Genomic DNA, 15579 nt, shown 5'->3' with positions numbered 1-15579 from the left:
TTCACGGCTCATGCCCGATACCCCGCATCGCTTCTGTCCAGTTCCCGCATGAGCGCCGGCCATTCCCGCTCGCCGGGGATCAGAATGTCGCCCTGAAGTTCCCAGAACTGCCGCGCAGCCTTTTCACAGACATCATGTTCCGGGAGCACAAGTTCGATACCAGAGGCACAAGCGGCCTGCATCTGGAGCTGAATCTTGGCGGCGCGTTCGAAATAATAGAGCAGCATGAAGGCCTCGCCCGGCGTGCGGCCAACGGTCAAAATGCCATGATTGCGCATCAGCATGACCGGGTAATCGGCCAGATGCGCGTTCAGACGTTGCTGTTCGGCCTCGTCAATCGCAACGCCTTCGTATTCATGGAACCCCTGACGGTTGTAGAACCGCATGGCGAATTGCGTCAGCGGCAAAAGCCCCTTCGGCTGGCCGGAGACGGCAGTCGAGGCATCCGAATGGGTGTGCAGCACACAATGCGCGTCCTCGCGCCCTTTGTGCACGGCGGCATGGATCACGAAGGCAGCCTTGTTCACGGTGTACTCCGTCTCTTCGATCACATCGCCAACGGTGTTGATCTTGACGAGGGAAGAGGCCGTGATTTCGCTAAACAGCAGGCCGTAAGGGTTGATCAGGAACTGATCCGATTGGCCCGGCACCCGCATCGAAATATGGTTGTAGATCAGATCGTCGAGGCCCAGTTTCGCCACCATCCGGTAAGCTGCGGCAAGGGAGACACGGGCCTCCCATTCCTCATCGGAATAGCGTTCGGGTTTGGGGTAGTCGGTCATTGGCGGACTCCTTGTTGATATGTTCAGATCAATGCTCAGCCTGTGGTGCCGCTCATTGTCATCCCTTGTGTGAAGAATTGCTGAAAAAGCAGGATCGGGGCGCGATCGCGACATCGCGCTTGCAGCGGTCAGATCCGGCGATCATTCGATGCGCGGTCGATTTTCCAAATCCAAAATGTCCCGCCAGAACCTGTGCGGCCAGAACGAGAAACGCGCCATCTTCGACGGCCCGGTTGAGAGCGGACACCGACTTCATGCGGGCCCCTCACAGGTCTTGCCGATGCCGTCCGATATGACCTGCGCCATAAAATCCCTTTCCATGTCCGGCAGTGTCGCTGCTCTTGCTCAACATAAATGCCATTAAATGAATCCTAAAATAACATATTTGTATGCAGAAAATTATATTTTGAACACTTTTATCAAAATGAGGAAAACTTGGGCGCCTTTCCGCGACGAAAGCCCCTTTGGCACGCACAACAAAAACTATTCATTGAAATAAAAGATAAAAAAATATGAAATTTCTGGATTTCCGAGGTGCTTTCAAAACAACCTATAGACAAAAGAAAGCTATTATGTATGCAAAAAGTAACTATTTGCATTCATCAACGGAGAATTCGATGGAATTGAACCTGACCGGAAAAACAGCCCTGATCACAGGGGCCTCCAAGGGGATTGGCTATGCTGTTGCAGAGACACTCGCCGCTGAAGGGTGCAATCTTCATCTTGCCGCGCGCAATGGCGAGGCCATGGCTGCGCTGAAAGCGGAACTCGAAGGCAAATACGACGTCTCGGTCACGATCCACCCGGCCGATCTGGGCTCTGCGGAGGCGATGATCGCGCTGGACAAAGCGGCCGGGGATTACGACATCCTGATCAACAACGCGGGCGATATTCCTGCGGGGCCGCTGGAAGAGGTGGCGGACGAGGAGCTGCGCCGCGGGTTCGAACTTAAGGTGTTTGGCTACATCACCCTGTCGCGCCTTTTCTGGCAGAAGCGCAAGGGCAAGAGCGACAGCGTGATCATCAACGTCATCGGCAACTCCGGAGAAAACTGGGACGCCTCCTATTTCGCCGGCTCGACGGGCAACGCCTCTCTGATGTCTTTCACCAAGGCCATTGGCGGGCGTTCGATGGACGAAGGCATCCGCGTCGTCGGCGTGAACCCCGGCCCGGTCGATACGGATCGCATGTTCAAAATCATGAAACGCAAGGCGATCGACATGCTGGGCGACGAAAGCCGCTGGGAAGAGCTCTACGCCAAATATCCGGGCGGACGTCCGGCAACGGCACAGGAAGTGGCCGATCTTTGCGCCTTCCTCGCCTCTCCGAAAGCCGGTTACATCTCCGGGACGGTGGTCACCATCGACGGGGGGATTGCCGCAAGGGGCTCTGTGATCTGATGGCCGATCTTTCCGTACTCTCGGTTCGCAACCGATATTTCGACGATCTGTTCAACACGCCGGATCTCGCGTGGATGGGCCAAAACACCAACCACATTCCGGCACACCCGGCCGTCACGGCGGCCATGGTCGGCTCGATTGAAAAGGGCGAATTCAACGCCTATGCCCCGCCTCTGGGGTTCGAGGACCTGCGCGCCGCCATCGTCGAGGATTTCGGCATTCCGGGCCTCGAAGCTTTGGTGACGGAAGGTGGCGTCAACGCGCTGGCCTTGATCTGCCGCGCACGGGCGAAACCGGGCACCACGTTTGTGACCACCGACCCGACATGGAAATGGCCCTGCCTCTTCGCCGAACAGCAAGGCGCAGAGGTGGTGCAATTGCCGATCTACGGGCCGGAAACCGACTACAAGCTGACGCCGGATCTGTTGCGCGCGCATATCGACGAGCGCTGTGCCATTCTTTACGTGGTCGATCCCAACAACCCGCTTGGGGTGACCTACACGCGCGAAGAAATTACGGCATTCGCGGCCATTGCCGCCGAACACGGTGCGCTTTTGGTCCATGACTGCACCTATCGCGACTTTGCCGAAGATCATACGCCTGCCGTCGCCGTTGACACGGAAAACTGCATCTGTTCGCTGAGCTTTTCCAAATGGCTGGGCCTTGCAGGCATGCGGATCGGCGGGCTCATTGGCACCCCCGGGCTGATTGCGGAACTGGCCGCTGTCTCCACCTCCGTGCTGGGCGGCAATGTCGTCGCGCAACGTGGCGCCATGGCGGGGCTCAAGGTGAAATCCGAATGGATGGCAGAAGTGCGGCGCATCGACCGCGCCAACAAGGAAAAGATCAAAGCCTCTGCCGAGGCGATTGGCCTGACGGTGCCGGTCTGGCCCTCCCATGGCAATTTCCTTGTGCTTGAGACTTCGGCCACGGGCGTCTCTCCCGAAGCGATTGTCGAAGCCGCACGTCTCGATGGCGTGATGATCCGTCAGGGCGCATATCACACCGCCGCCTTCGGAGACCGGTTCATCAAGGTTTCGACCACTGTGCCGGAAGACTGGGCCGACAAACTTGCAACCAAACTTGCGGACTATGTCGAAACGGCCAGAGGCCTGAGCGACGTGCCCGCCCTGTTTTAGAGGATAGATCATGTTTGCGACCGCAAAAGACGGCACGAAGCTCTATTATGAAACCGCAGGCGAAACCGGAACGCCGATCCTGTTCATCCATGAGTTCGGCGGGAATTATGATGCCTGGGAGCCTCAGATGAGCTATTTTGCCCGTCGGCACCGGTGCATCACCTATGCTGCGCGCGGCTATGCGCCCTCGGACATTCCGACCGATATGGACAAGTATTCACAGGCCATCGCGGTCGACGATGCGATTGCCGTGATGGATGCCGCTGGCGTCGACAAGGCCCATATCGTGGGACTGTCGATGGGCGGATTTGCCGTGGTGCATTTCGGCCTGACCTATCCCGAACGCGCGCTGTCGCTGACCATCGCAGGCGCGGGATACGGGTGCGAGAAAGAGACCGAGGCGTATTTCCGCGGCGTCTCTCTGACCGTCGCCGACAAGTTCGAGGAAGACCCTGTCGGGTTCGCCGAGATTTACGGGCGCGGCGCGAGCCGGGTGCAGTTCGAAAACAAGGACCCGCGCGAGCATCTCAAATTCGTGGCCCGTCTGGCACGGCACGACAAGGTCGGCGCGGCGAACACCATGCGCGGCGTGCAGGCGCGTCGCCCCTCGTTTTGGGATCTCGAAGACGGGCTCAAGGCTTGCGTGCTGCCGACCCTGATCATGGTCGGGGATGAGGACGATCACTGCCTGCAACCGGGGATTTATCTGAAAAAGATGATGCCCGCTTCCGGCCTTCTGATCCTGCCCAAAACCGGCCATACGCTGAACCTTGAAGAACCGTGCCTGTTCAACCTGCATCTCACCGAGTTCATCGCCAGTGCCGAAGCCGGGGCCTGGGGACTGCGCGACAAACGCGCCGATCCCGGTCAGGTGATGAGGACGGACTGACCCGGATCGGAGCGCCTCATGACACCTGCCCCCTCCCCCCTTTTCTCTCCCGAGATCAACGGCGACCGTCTTTGGTCCCGGCTGATGTCGATGGCCGAGATCGGCGCGCGCAGCGATGGCGGAGTGGATCGTCAGGCGCTCTCGCAAGAGGATCGCGACGCCATGGCGCGTCTGATCGGCTGGGGCGAGGCCATTGGCCTTGTCCCGGTCTTTGATACGGCGGGCAATCTTTTTCTCACCATGGCCGGGGCCGAAGATGGCGCTCCGGTGCTGATCGGCTCGCATATGGACAGCCAGCCGACCGGCGGGCGTTTCGATGGGATTTACGGCGTTCTGGCGGCGTTTGAAGTGCTTGAAACCCTGCATGAGACCGGGCTTGTGCCGCAGCGCCCTGTGACGCTTGTCGCTTGGATGAATGAGGAAGGCGGGCGCTTTGCGCCGGGCATGATGGGCTCCGAAGTGTTCGCCGGAGCACGCCGCTTGCAGGACATTCGTGCGACGTGTGATGCCAATGGGATCAGCGTGGGCGAAGAGCTTGAGACGCTGGCGCAGAGCTTTCCCGATGTCCCCCGGATCGAACCGGGATTTCCGCTTCATGCCTATATCGAGCCGCATATCGAACAGGCCGACCGGCTAGAGACGACGGGGACCGTGATCGGCGCGGTTACGGGCATTCAGGGCAAGAAAACCTATGAGGTGACGCTCAGCGGACGCGAGGCCCATGCCGGAACCGAACCGATGGAGCGGCGTCTCGATGCGGTGCAGGCCTTTGCCCGTGTGGCGCAGGCGATGCAGGAGATCGCGCTCGCAGCCGGGCCGGAGATCCGCTTTACCATCGGGCGGGTCGAGGTGGTGCCGAACGCGCCCTCCGTTGTGCCGGCGCGTGTCACATTCCGCATTGATCTGCGCCACCCCGACAATGCCGTTTTGAACGACACCGGGCGCGCGATCAAAACCGCAGCCGAACGGCAAGCCGCCCCCTGCGACGTCTCAATCCAGCCGATGGTCGATGCCCCGGCCAACGGGTTTTCACCGTTCTTGCGTCGGGCCATTCTGGCAGCCGCTGAGACGCGGCATGTGCCCGCAATGGCGCTTTTGTCCGCTGCCGGACACGATGCCCGCCATATTGCGCCGCTCTGTCCCTCTGCGATGATCTTTATTCCCTGTCGGGGTGGGATCAGCCACCACCCCGATGAATGGGCAGAGCCCGCTCATGCCGCCACAGGCGCACAGATCCTGATGGATGTCGTCCTGCAAGCCATCGCTGCAACTTCCGACAAAGGAGATCTCGAATGACCCAGAACGACATGGCGGAAATGCCGGTACAACTGCCCCGCGCCCCGAAAAACGATGCCGAGGCGCGTGGCCGTTATTTCAACTCCGGGAATGCGTTCAACATCAAATTGCCGCCCGTGCCGCCGCGGATTTTGCGCGATGAACCGGCCCAGGCACTGGCCAAGACCAGCACCGGCTGGGTTCTCTGCGATCTGTCCGACGAACTGGAATGCCCCTTCCCCGCGACCACCCCTCTGATGCTGGCGCGTTACGCGACGGTTCTGGCCTCGGAGACGCTGGATGTGACGCTGAATTGCACCGCGTCGATCTGGTACATGATTGAAGGCAAGGCGACGCTTTACGTCGGCGACGAGACCGCAGAACTGGGCAAGGGCGACGTGTTTCTTGTGCCCGGTGGAGTTGCCTCCCGCATTGAAGCCAGCACGACATCGGTGTTCTGGGCCGTGGGCAACGATCCGCAGCTGGCCTTTGAAAAGGCCGCCCCCCTCACCGGAGACGAGGCCGCAACCGGGTTTGTCCACTACCCGGCCGATGAGATCAAATATCAGCTCGATGTGGTTTATGAGCGTGACGCCAATGACACGACCTCCGGCCATGCGCTGATCTTCTCTGCGGATCAGACCGAAGCCAGCCGCAACATTGCCCCGACCCTAACGCTTTCGCTCAACACTTTGAAACCGCATAGTTTCCAGCCCCCGCACAAACACAATTCGGCGGCGATCACACTGGCGGTTGCGGGCAATCCGGCCTATTCGATGGTGGATGAGCTGAAATGCGACTGGAGCGCCTGGGCGACGTTGCTGACCCCTGCGGCCGCCAAACACAGCCACCACAACGAGGGCGATACCCGCGCCGAATTCCTGATCGTGCAGGACGGTGGTTTGTATTATCACGCGCGCACCATGGGGTTCGAGTTTTACTGATGCGCCCGATGATCGACACAGATACCGCCGGGGAGGATTGCATTTTTCTGCTGCCGCCAATGCCGCAGTCTTTGCCCTGATCGTACGCGCCATCTCATAAACATCGCAACATTCAAAACGCCATCCCGGAGACCCAAATGACCGAAGTAGAAAAGCCGATCCTCAATCTGCGCAACCTGTCCAAAACATTTGGCGACTTTACGGCGCTGGCCAATATTGGCCTGACCGTCCAGCCCGGCGAATTTGTCACCGTGGTCGGCCCGTCCGGCTGCGGGAAATCGACCCTGTTCAACATTCTGGCGGGTCTCGAAGAGGCCGATGGCGGCTCGACCATCCGCTTTGAAGACCGTTCCGTGATGTCGAAAGACCTGCTTGGAAAAGTGTCCTTCATGCCGCAGCGCGATCTCCTTTTGCTGTGGCGCAACGTGATCGACAACGCGATCCTGCCGCTGGAAATGGAAGGCGCGAACCGTGCCGACGCCCGGAAAGAGGCGGAGCGTATGTTGCCCGAATTCGGTCTCGCAGGGTTTGCGGATAAATTCCCGCACGAGCTGTCCGGCGGAATGCGCCAACGCGTTGCCCTGATGCGCACGTTCATGTTCAAGCGTGACCTGATGTTGCTCGATGAACCCTTCGGAGCGCTCGATGCGCTGACCCGGACCATGATGCAGCGCTGGTTGCTTGACGTCTGGCAAAAACACAAGCGCACGGTCCTGTTCATCACCCATGACGTGGATGAGGCCATTTTCCTCGGTGACCGTGTGCTTGTAATGTCCTCCCGGCCCGGTTCGATCAAAATCGAGCGCAAGGTCGATCTGCCGCGTCCGCGCGGTGCGGAGCTTTTAACCTCCCCGGAATTCGTCGCTCTGAAGCGCGATCTTCTGACGGCCATCGAGGAGGAAAGCATGAAGACATTCGGCCCCGCCAACGGACAAAAATGAGCCGCGTCTGGGGAAAAAGGCTGTCTGGGGCATGATCGGCACATCATGACCTCAGCCCATGATCCAAGCCTCAACGGGCCTTGGGATACAGGCAGGAATGAGAGACGGATTTGGGGCGAAGAGAGGCATGACGACCAATATGTCACCTGAACTTGAAGAGACACAAGGCAACGATCATCCGCTCGTATCGCGTGAGGCGTTTCGTGACGGCATGGCACATCTCCCCGGTGCGGTGAACATCATCACAACCGACGGCGTGGCGGGACAGGCCGGATTTACGGCAACGGCGGTTTGCGCCGTGTCCGACACGCCGCCCACACTTCTGGTCTGCCTCAATCGGAACAGTTCCGCTGCGCCAAGCTTTACCGCAAACACGGCATTGTGCGTCAATACTGTCGGACCGGAACACCGGGAGCTCGCCATGGTGTTCGGAGGGAAAACGCCAATGTCAGATCGCTTCGCTACGGGGCACTGGCAGCAAGGCGTGAGCAGCGCCCCCTGTCTGCAAGATGCCCCCCTCTCTTTTGATTGTCGGATCATCGCAAGAAATTCCGTGGGGACACATGATGTCCTGTTTTGCGAAGTTCTGGACATCAAACGTCGTCAATCTCCTGAAGTTTCTGTTTATTTCGCCCGGAGATTTCATGACTTGGCGTGAGCCTGTGCCACTATGCCGACAAGACATTGCGGCGACCGGCAAGCACTGGACGTGTCACGGTTTCATGCCGCTCCCTTGGCCTCATATAGTGCAGGACAGGAGACCCACTATGGAACGGAACCTGCTCCCGCAAAAGTTCTCGATTTAAGGCGAGCCTGTTCTCCAAACAATAAGACAGACGGTTAAGGGGAGCCGGGATCAGCGATGGGACGTTTGACAAGCGGGGATCGAAGTCTGGCGACATGGGGGTGTCAGACACTCGTCGGCTGAAGGCGCTCACGGCGAAGCGCAAGACACTGCCCTGCCCCGCCAAACCAAATTTCTTCGGACAGCCCCGCTGTCAGCCAACCGAGCAGAATGCTGAGGCGTTGCGGTTTTGAGAACGCAATAGTGTGAAAACGGGTGTTGTGCGCGACAGGAGGGCTTTCTAGCATTTCTTCAAGCGATGGTGAAAACGCCACAAAAAACGCTGCACAGAAACGCCAATAAAAACCGATACCGTCCAACCCGGAGCACAGCACGTGAAACATTCCTCTTCCCTCTACGCACTTACTCTTGCTGCCGCCAGCTTTGGCGGTCTTTCCGCCGCCTCTGCGGAGGATCTCGACAAGCTCACCGTCGTTCTCGGCTATATCGCCGATGTCGAAAGCTATGGCGCCATCTATGCCAAGGAAATGGGCTATTTCGAGGAAGAAGGCCTCGATGTGACCGTCATTCCCGCAGGCGTCGGCATCGATCAGGTGCAAATGGTCGCCTCCGGTATGGCCACCATCGGCATCGTCGGCCCCGAGTTGATCCTTGCTGGCATCGACAAGGGCGAAGATTTCAAAATCATCGCGGGCCAGTTCCAGCGCACGCCGGTGGCGATGACCTGCCGTCAGGATTCCGGCGTCGAAAAACCCGCCGATCTGGTCGGCAAACGTCTCGGCGTGAAACAGATCGCTGCGGCTTACGGCGATCTTTTCCTCGGCAAAAACGGCATCTCCAAAGAAGATGTCGATATCACCTCCATCGGGCCGAACGATATTTCCCTGATCGTCGCCGACAAAATCGACTGCATGATCACCACCTTCGCCTTCAGCGAACCGCGCCTGATCGAGGATCTGGGTGTGCCGACCACGGTGATCAGCATCGGCGACTATGGCATGAACAGCCAGATGAACTCCTATTTCGTGGATGCCGATTACTACGAAGCGGAAGGGTCCAAGGACATTCTCGCCCGCTACATGCGCGCCGAAATGAAGGCTTGGGAAAGCTATTTCGCCGATCCGAAAGCGGCGGCCGAATATATCGTCAACGGCGGTTTCTCTGACGGTCTCGATGTCGATCAGCAGATTTACCACTCCGAACAGCAGGTCGATTACATGATCAGCGATCTGACCAAGGAAAACGGTCTGATGTGGCTTGATCCGGCGATCTGGGTGGAAACCGCAGAGAATGCCAAAGAAGCCGGGCTGACCTCCACTGTGCTCGACACCGCGCCGATCATCACCAACGAGATTCTGGAGATGGCAGACGCGCCGAAATACTGATCCACTCCCCTTGTGGACTGAGACAGGCGGCTTTTGTCCGCCTGTCTTTTTTCGTTTCCTTGCACAGAACTCAGCGCAGAACTTACCCGGAGCCCCTTCATGAGCCTCACCTGTCTGGTCGAAAACGCGGCCCTCATCACGCTTGATCCGAACCATCCCGCCTGTTTCACCGGCTGGCTTGCCGTCGATGAGGCGGGGAAAATCTCCGACATGGGCGAAGGCAAGGCGCCCTCAGCCCTCAGCGCAACCGCGGCTGAGGTGATCGACGCAGGCGGGGCCTTTGTCGCGCCCGGCTTCGTGTCGGGCCATTCGCATCTTTCGACCTCCGGTTCGCGGGGCTTGGGCAGCAATTGCATGCTCTATGAGTGGGCCGATCACATGACCCGCTACACCCGCCATTGCGATGCCGAGGACATCTATTGGGTCACCCTGCACGGCTCGCTCGATTTCCTGTCGAACGGCACCACCACGGCCTATGATTTCGCCGACAGCCGTCTGCCTTTCTATATGGAAGAGGCGCGCGAGATGGTCTACGGGCCGTTCAAGCCGGTGGAATATCAGTTCGAACAAATCCGCGCGAAATCCGATGCCGGGTTGCGTTACATCCATTCGACGATGATCAACGATCAGGTCGGCACCGATGCGGAAATCGAGGATCGGTTCGGCGAAAGTCTCGATTACGCCAACTCTCTGGGCCACCCGGAGTTTCACCTTGGTCATGCCATTTCCGGCTCCGTGCAATGGTCGAGCGATCCGCAGACCGCGCATCGCGAAGTGGCGATCATGAAGCGGTTCGGCGTGATCAACCAGCCGCATTTTCTGGAGACGCCGGAGAATATCGAATTCCAGCGCTCGAAATTCAAATGGTACGAAGACGCGGGCGCGCTCGGTCCCGATCTGATCTTCGGGCATTTCATTCACCCGACCGAGGAGATGAAATGCAAATGCGCCGCCTGCAACGTGGCGATGATCTGGCAACCGGCGGCGAACGGGCGTCTGGGGTCGGGCTTTGCCGATATTCCGGGGCTTCTGGACAAGGGGATGCGCGTGGGGGTCGGTCTCGACGATCAGGCGGCGTCCGATCTGTCCGATCCCTGGCAGAACATGCGCCTCGGACTTTATATGCAGCGCGCCGCCAATCAGGACCCGACGATCCTGACCGTCGAACAGATGCTGTATCTGCACACGATGGGCTCGGCCTCTGCGCTTGGCATTTCGGACCGGGTGGGCTCGCTTGAGATCGGCAAATATGCCGATTTCCTGATCGTCGATCCGCGCGATCCCGATCTTGGGCCGGTCTGGAACCCGATTGCGACCTATGTTCTGGCGGTCAGCCTGCGCAATCTCAAATCGGTCTGGGTGGGGGGCAAATGTGTGCAGAAGGACGGCAAATCCCTGCATCCGCTTGCCAAACAATCCTCTGACGAATTGCATGGCCGTCTGGGCCGCATCGCGAAAGAGATCGTTGGGAAAGAGGCGGGGTTTTAAACCCCGCCTCCCCTTGCCCCGGCTTCAGGCAAACCGCGCGTAATGCGCGCGGATCTTGGGCATGGCCTGCGTGACCATGTTCAAAGCCTCTTCCTGAGCCGCCGTGTAGGGCTGGCTCAGAATGTCGCGGATTTCGGCCATCACGGCCTCGCGGTCGACACGGGTAACCTTGCCGTGTTCGACCACCACCTGACCGTCGACAAAGACCATTTCCACCGCCTCTTTGCGGGCTCGATGCAGGATCAGCTCGGACACCGGCGTGCGCGGATCCACAAAGGGACGTTCGATCTTGGCCCGGTCCATCAGCACGACATCCGCCTGTTGCCCGCATTCCAGCCGCCCGGTCAGCCCGCCATAGCCCAGGGTCTTTGCCCCGGTCTCGGTCGCCATGCGAATTGTCTGCGCGGCATCGAAACGATTGTTGAACATCTCCGTTCCCCGATGCAGCGCCCAGGCGAGTTTCATCTCAAGCAACATGTCCCGGTCATCGGCAATGTTCGATTGGTCGATGCCCAAGGCGACCGGAATGCCCCGCGCCACAAGATCGGCCACCGCCGCCTTGCCGCTGCCAAGCCGTTGCCCCGAGGAGGCATTGTGACAGACGGAACACTGACACCCGGCCAGCACCTCTGCATCGCCCTCTTCGAGCCAGTTGCAATGGCCGAAGGTGACGTGATCGCCGAGGAAGCCCAAACTGTCGAGATGTTTCACCGCCGAGGTGCCAAACCGTTCGCGGGCATATTGCGCCTGCCGCCGGGTCTCGATCAGATGCATGTGGACCTGTGCCCCCGCCTCTCTGGCCGCGCCGCCGATGGTCTCCAGCAGAGCGTCGGAGCACCAATGCAGGTTGGCGGGCGCGTAATTGACCCGAAGATGCGGGTTGGCGGCATGGCGTTTGGCCAGATCGCTGTGGAACTCGACATAGGCCTGCGGTGTGCCGCCTTTCGGATGGAGCCTTGGCGCGAACCAGTCGCGCACATGGGACGGAAAACTGTCGAGCAGCGCCGTGTCGCTGTCATAGGACAGGATGTTCTGATCGCGCAGCATGACACTATAGCCCATGCGCATGCCGATCTCGCCATAAGCGTCGATCACCTGATCCGCCGCGCCGTGCCAATCGTCCGGCCCGCCGATCAGTGCGCTGGCGATGTGTTGCACGCTGGTGGTGCCGCTCTCCAGCATCTCGATCGCGCTGTAAAGCGTGTCGAGCCGATGCCCGACCGAGCGCATGGCGCGGAACTGCGGCAGCCAGAATTCCAGCGGTTCGAACGGGACGCCTGCCATCAGCGGGGTGATGCCGAAATGGTGGTGGCTGTTCACCAGCCCCGGCATGGCGATATAATCTTTGCCGCCATAGCGCGGCAGGTGTTCGTTGCCACCCAACATGCCGCGTTCCGGTCCGATCTGGGCGATCACCCCGTTATGGACCCGGATCGCCACGTCGTGTCGCAGCTGCATCTCACCGGCGGGGTTCACCCCCATCAGGGCCGTGCCTGCCAAGATGATGCAATCGTTCATTTGCGCGCTCATACGGTCATCTCCCCGATCAGCCCGAGCCGCCGTGCCGCCGCACGACGATACAGCGGATCGCCGTAAACCTGTTCCTCCTGCGAGCAGGAAAAGGTGACGGACAGGTCATGCTCGTCAAAGCTCTGGCAGGCGGCAGCGAAAATCTCCGGCCAGTCGGGACAGGGCAGCGCCCGCCAGCGCTCCACCGCCTCGGGCGGCGGCAGCTCCGGGAAGCCCATTTCATTCATCAGCCCCACAGCCCCGGCCCAAAAGGCACGGACCATCTCATTCGTCGCCGCGTGATAGGGCTGTAACACCCGGATCCAATGCATGCCGGTGAGCGCATGGAGCGCGCAGAAATCCTGTGTCGCCGCGAACAACACGACAGAGGCCGCAGCACAGCGTTCCAACACCGTATCGTCCACCTCAAGCCAGTCCCCGGCGGTTTCGAACCCCGGAAGCGCCATGGCTTGCCGCATATTTTGCCAGATCAGCGGATAAATCTCCTGATCGCGCACACCGGGCAGCCCGCCAGCATAGATCAGCACCTCCGCCGGATTGGCACTGAGCGGCGCGGTGCCGGTCTGCGCGGGCATCTGAAGCCATGTCGCACACCAATAGGCCAGCGCATGCGACGCCTCGACGGCGTCTTCGTCATTCATCAAAGCATAGGCCATCCGCATCAGCGCATGAAAGGCCGAGGCCCCCACCCCCGGCGCCATCCGTGGCAACCAGAGCCGGAGCATATCATGCAACCCGAGCCGATGAAGTTCGGCATCGAAGAACCGGCGATAGGCGGCCTCGTGTTCGCGCGCGCCCAGATGCGCCTGCCACGTCTCTGCGGTGATGGTCAAATCGCTGTCCGCAAAGGGCAAAAGCCCCTTATAGGCATTATATTCCGCGAAAAACCGCTGCATCTGCGCCGGGCTGCCGCCCATGAAGGCCTGCGCGATCAGAACCATCGGGGCGTGATTGGCAAATGTGCCGGTGAATTCGCTGCCGTAGTTCGGCATCTCCCCGATCAGCGCATCGAGCGCGGCGCGGCTGTCGGGGGCAATCTCTGGGAGGTGGGGGAACATGCTGCGTCTCCTTTGACCCGAGTGAGGCGCAGCACGGCCCGTAATGCAAGCGGGGTGGCCCGGGCGCTTTTGCAGGGACATGCCATGCCCCACTGAAAACAAAGAGAATGCGGCTCCCGTTGCCGGAGCGGCAACAGCGCGCCGCATATTTTCCGACACACTGAAAAGCAGAACGCATAAGATTTATGCGTTGCCGTTTCGGCAACACGCAGGTTCCGAAATGCTGTTTGCACCCCGAGGGAAGCCGCCGCAAGCTTTCCCAAAAGAACGCAATACGACCAACGCACAGGATTATGGCATGAGCCCCCTCGTTTCCTCCTCGCAGCCCGCCGCTGCCGGGAGTTCCTCTGTCGACACAGCCCCCGCGCAGGTGCCCGGAGGGCTGTACGCGGACAATATCAACGTCATTTTCGAACGTGGCGCACAAAAGGTGCAGGCGCTCGAAGACGTCTCTCTCGATCTGCCACGGGGCTGCTGGGCCACGCTGATCGGCGCGTCGGGCTGTGGCAAATCCACCTTGCTGCGGGTCTTTGCCGATATCGTGCAGCCGACCTCCGGGCAGGCGCTTTTATATGGTGCCACCCCGGCCGAGGCGCGGGCCAACCGGGTTTATGCGCTGGTGCAACAGGGCTCGACCATGCTGCCCTGGCGCTCGGTTCTCGACAATGTGGCGCTTGGGCTCGAAATTTCGGGCACCAACAAGGGCGAACGCGAGGCGCGCGCCGCAAACGCGATCGAACTTGTCGGGCTCAAAGGCTTTGAGAAAAGCCTGCCCAGCGAACTGTCCGGCGGCATGCGGCAACGCGCGGCGATTGCCCGCGCCCTGACCCTGCGCCCGCGTTTTCTTTTGATGGACGAACCTTTCGGGGCCTTGGACGAGATCACCCGCGACCGGCTTCAGTTCGAGCTTTTGCGCATCCTCGAAGAGACCGGCGCGACGCTTTTGCTGGTCACCCATTCGATTTCCGAAGCGGTGATCCTGTCCGACAAGGTGGTGGTGATGACCCCGCGCCCGGGCAAGATCAAAGAGGTGATCGACATCGATTTCGGACGGGGCCGCACCCCGCAGATGCGTCTCGATCCCCGCTTTGCCGCCTATGAACAGCATCTGCGCACCGCGCTCGATCACGACAGCTGAGGGCGGATCATGTCATCTCTTTTGCGCACCCGCCTGTCTTTTCGTAGTCGCCTGTCCCTGATCCTGCCGCCGATCCTGTTGAGCGTGGTCATCGTGCTGATCTGGAGCTGGACCGCCCGCACCGGAATTTTGCCGAAATGGTTCCTGCCCTCGCCGGAATCGATCTTCGATCAGTTCATCAGCAATCGCGCCATGCTCTGGAAACACGCCAAGGTGACGGCGGTGGAGGCGATCGGCGGCTGTGTTTTGGGTGCCGTTTCGGGGCTGATCGGGGCGCTGGTCCTGTCGGTCATCCCGGCGCTGCGCGATATGTTTTACCCCTATGCGTTGGCCAGCCGCGCGCTGCCCCTTGTGGTCTTCACCCCGATCATCGTCGTGATGATGGGGCGCGGCACGGCGCCGATCATCGTGGTGGTGGCGATCTCCACCTATTTTCCGGTCTTTCTCGGCATGATGCGCGGGCTGGCTCGGAGCAATCAGGACCGGCTTGAGCTTTTGCATTCCTTTTCCGCAACGCCCGCACAATTCCTCTGGAAGGTGCAATTCCCCTCCGCCCTGCCGTTTCTGTTTTCGGCGCTCAAGGTCTCGGCCAGCACCGCCTTTATCAACACCATCGTCACCGAATGGATCGCTTCCAATTCCGGGCTTGGCTATCTTGTGATGGTCTCCGGGCAGTATTTCAAATTGGCCACCATGTGGGCCGCGATCTTTTCCGCCTCCTTCATGACGCTGGCGCTTCTCGGTCTGATCATCCTGATCGAACGCCTTGCGTGGCGCTACAGCACGCTGGCGACGGAGGTGTGAC

The 15579-nt window shown here is 60.0% G+C and carries 16 protein-coding genes; 11 read left to right on the top strand and 5 right to left on the bottom strand.

The genetic code is table 11. From position 1 onward, the window contains the following. Nucleotides 1-8 precede the first annotated feature (8 nt). Both V1471_RS04335 and V1471_RS04330 read right to left on the bottom strand, forming a co-directional pair. Nucleotides 9-782: a class II aldolase/adducin family protein gene (locus V1471_RS04335; RefSeq protein ID WP_434287089.1), complete on the bottom strand. Its 774-nt coding sequence runs from the start codon at nucleotides 780-782 to the stop codon at nucleotides 9-11. Nucleotides 783-840: 58 nt separating this feature from the next. Beyond that, nucleotides 841-1038, bottom strand: coding sequence for a hypothetical protein (locus V1471_RS04330; RefSeq protein WP_434287088.1), 198 nt, complete (start codon nucleotides 1036-1038; stop codon nucleotides 841-843). Nucleotides 1039-1399: 361 nt separating this feature from the next. On the opposite strand from V1471_RS04330, the gene V1471_RS04325 reads away from it, so the two are divergent. The 7 genes from V1471_RS04325 (at nucleotide 1400) to V1471_RS04295 (ending at nucleotide 8028) form a co-directional block, all read left to right on the top strand. Next, the gene (locus V1471_RS04325) at nucleotides 1400-2182 is read left to right on the top strand and encodes an SDR family oxidoreductase (RefSeq protein ID WP_434287087.1); all 783 of its coding nucleotides are present in this window, start codon (nucleotides 1400-1402) and stop codon (nucleotides 2180-2182) included. Then, a complete protein-coding gene (locus tag V1471_RS04320; RefSeq protein WP_434287085.1) occupies nucleotides 2182-3321 on the top strand; it encodes a pyridoxal phosphate-dependent aminotransferase in 1140 nt (379 codons plus the stop codon). The genes V1471_RS04325 and V1471_RS04320 overlap by 1 nt, the downstream gene beginning before the upstream one ends. Before the next feature lie 10 nt (nucleotides 3322-3331). Beyond that, nucleotides 3332-4210, top strand: a complete 879-nt coding sequence (locus V1471_RS04315; RefSeq protein ID WP_434287084.1) for an alpha/beta fold hydrolase — start codon at nucleotides 3332-3334, stop codon at nucleotides 4208-4210. Between the two features lie 18 nt (nucleotides 4211-4228). After that, entirely contained in the window at nucleotides 4229-5506 is a 1278-nt protein-coding gene (locus V1471_RS04310; protein ID WP_434287083.1) for a M20 family metallo-hydrolase, read from the top strand. Continuing rightward, a complete protein-coding gene (locus V1471_RS04305) occupies nucleotides 5503-6429 on the top strand; it encodes an AraC family ligand binding domain-containing protein (RefSeq protein ID WP_434287082.1) in 927 nt (308 codons plus the stop codon). Before V1471_RS04310 ends, V1471_RS04305 begins: the two co-directional genes overlap by 4 nt. 137 nt (nucleotides 6430-6566) lie before the next feature. Next, nucleotides 6567-7370 carry an ABC transporter ATP-binding protein gene (locus V1471_RS04300; protein ID WP_434287081.1) on the top strand — a complete coding sequence of 268 codons (804 nt, stop codon included), beginning with the start codon at nucleotides 6567-6569 and terminating at the stop codon, nucleotides 7368-7370. Nucleotides 7371-7497: 127 nt separating this feature from the next. After that, the gene (locus tag V1471_RS04295) at nucleotides 7498-8028 is read left to right on the top strand and encodes a flavin reductase (protein ID WP_434287080.1); all 531 of its coding nucleotides are present in this window, start codon (nucleotides 7498-7500) and stop codon (nucleotides 8026-8028) included. Between the two features lie 251 nt (nucleotides 8029-8279). Here the strand turns inward: V1471_RS04295 and V1471_RS04290 are convergent, their stop codons facing one another. Next, the gene (locus tag V1471_RS04290) at nucleotides 8280-8558 is read right to left on the bottom strand and encodes a hypothetical protein (RefSeq protein WP_434287079.1); all 279 of its coding nucleotides are present in this window, start codon (nucleotides 8556-8558) and stop codon (nucleotides 8280-8282) included. Here V1471_RS04290 and V1471_RS04285 point away from each other — a divergent pair. Together V1471_RS04285 and V1471_RS04280 are read left to right on the top strand one after the other, a co-directional pair. Continuing rightward, entirely contained in the window at nucleotides 8550-9560 is a 1011-nt protein-coding gene (locus V1471_RS04285) for an ABC transporter substrate-binding protein (RefSeq protein WP_434287078.1), read from the top strand. The two genes, V1471_RS04290 and V1471_RS04285, sit on opposite strands and share 9 nt — an antisense overlap. 99 nt (nucleotides 9561-9659) lie before the next feature. Beyond that, complete coding sequence (locus tag V1471_RS04280; RefSeq protein WP_434287077.1) at nucleotides 9660-11048, top strand: amidohydrolase family protein; 1389 nt, start codon at nucleotides 9660-9662, stop codon at nucleotides 11046-11048. A gap of 24 nt (nucleotides 11049-11072) precedes the next feature. On the opposite strand, the gene V1471_RS04275 is transcribed toward V1471_RS04280, so the two are convergent. Further along, nucleotides 11073-12578, bottom strand: coding sequence for an amidohydrolase family protein (locus V1471_RS04275; RefSeq protein ID WP_434287076.1), 1506 nt, complete (start codon nucleotides 12576-12578; stop codon nucleotides 11073-11075). Continuing rightward, the gene (locus tag V1471_RS04270; protein WP_434287075.1) at nucleotides 12575-13636 is read right to left on the bottom strand and encodes a questin oxidase family protein; all 1062 of its coding nucleotides are present in this window, start codon (nucleotides 13634-13636) and stop codon (nucleotides 12575-12577) included. The genes V1471_RS04275 and V1471_RS04270 overlap by 4 nt, the downstream gene beginning before the upstream one ends. Before the next feature lie 298 nt (nucleotides 13637-13934). Here V1471_RS04270 and V1471_RS04265 point away from each other — a divergent pair, with 298 nt between their 5' ends. Both V1471_RS04265 and V1471_RS04260 read left to right on the top strand, forming a co-directional pair. Next, nucleotides 13935-14774: an ABC transporter ATP-binding protein gene (locus V1471_RS04265; protein ID WP_434287074.1), complete on the top strand. Its 840-nt coding sequence runs from the start codon at nucleotides 13935-13937 to the stop codon at nucleotides 14772-14774. Between the two features lie 9 nt (nucleotides 14775-14783). After that, nucleotides 14784-15578 carry an ABC transporter permease gene (locus tag V1471_RS04260; protein ID WP_434287073.1) on the top strand — a complete coding sequence of 265 codons (795 nt, stop codon included), beginning with the start codon at nucleotides 14784-14786 and terminating at the stop codon, nucleotides 15576-15578. Nucleotide 15579 lies beyond the last annotated feature (1 nt).

The organism is Celeribacter sp. SCSIO 80788, from assembly GCF_051054295.1.
GTDB lineage: Bacteria > Pseudomonadota > Alphaproteobacteria > Rhodobacterales > Rhodobacteraceae > Celeribacter.
This window is presented reverse-complemented; position numbering and strand designations above follow the sequence as displayed.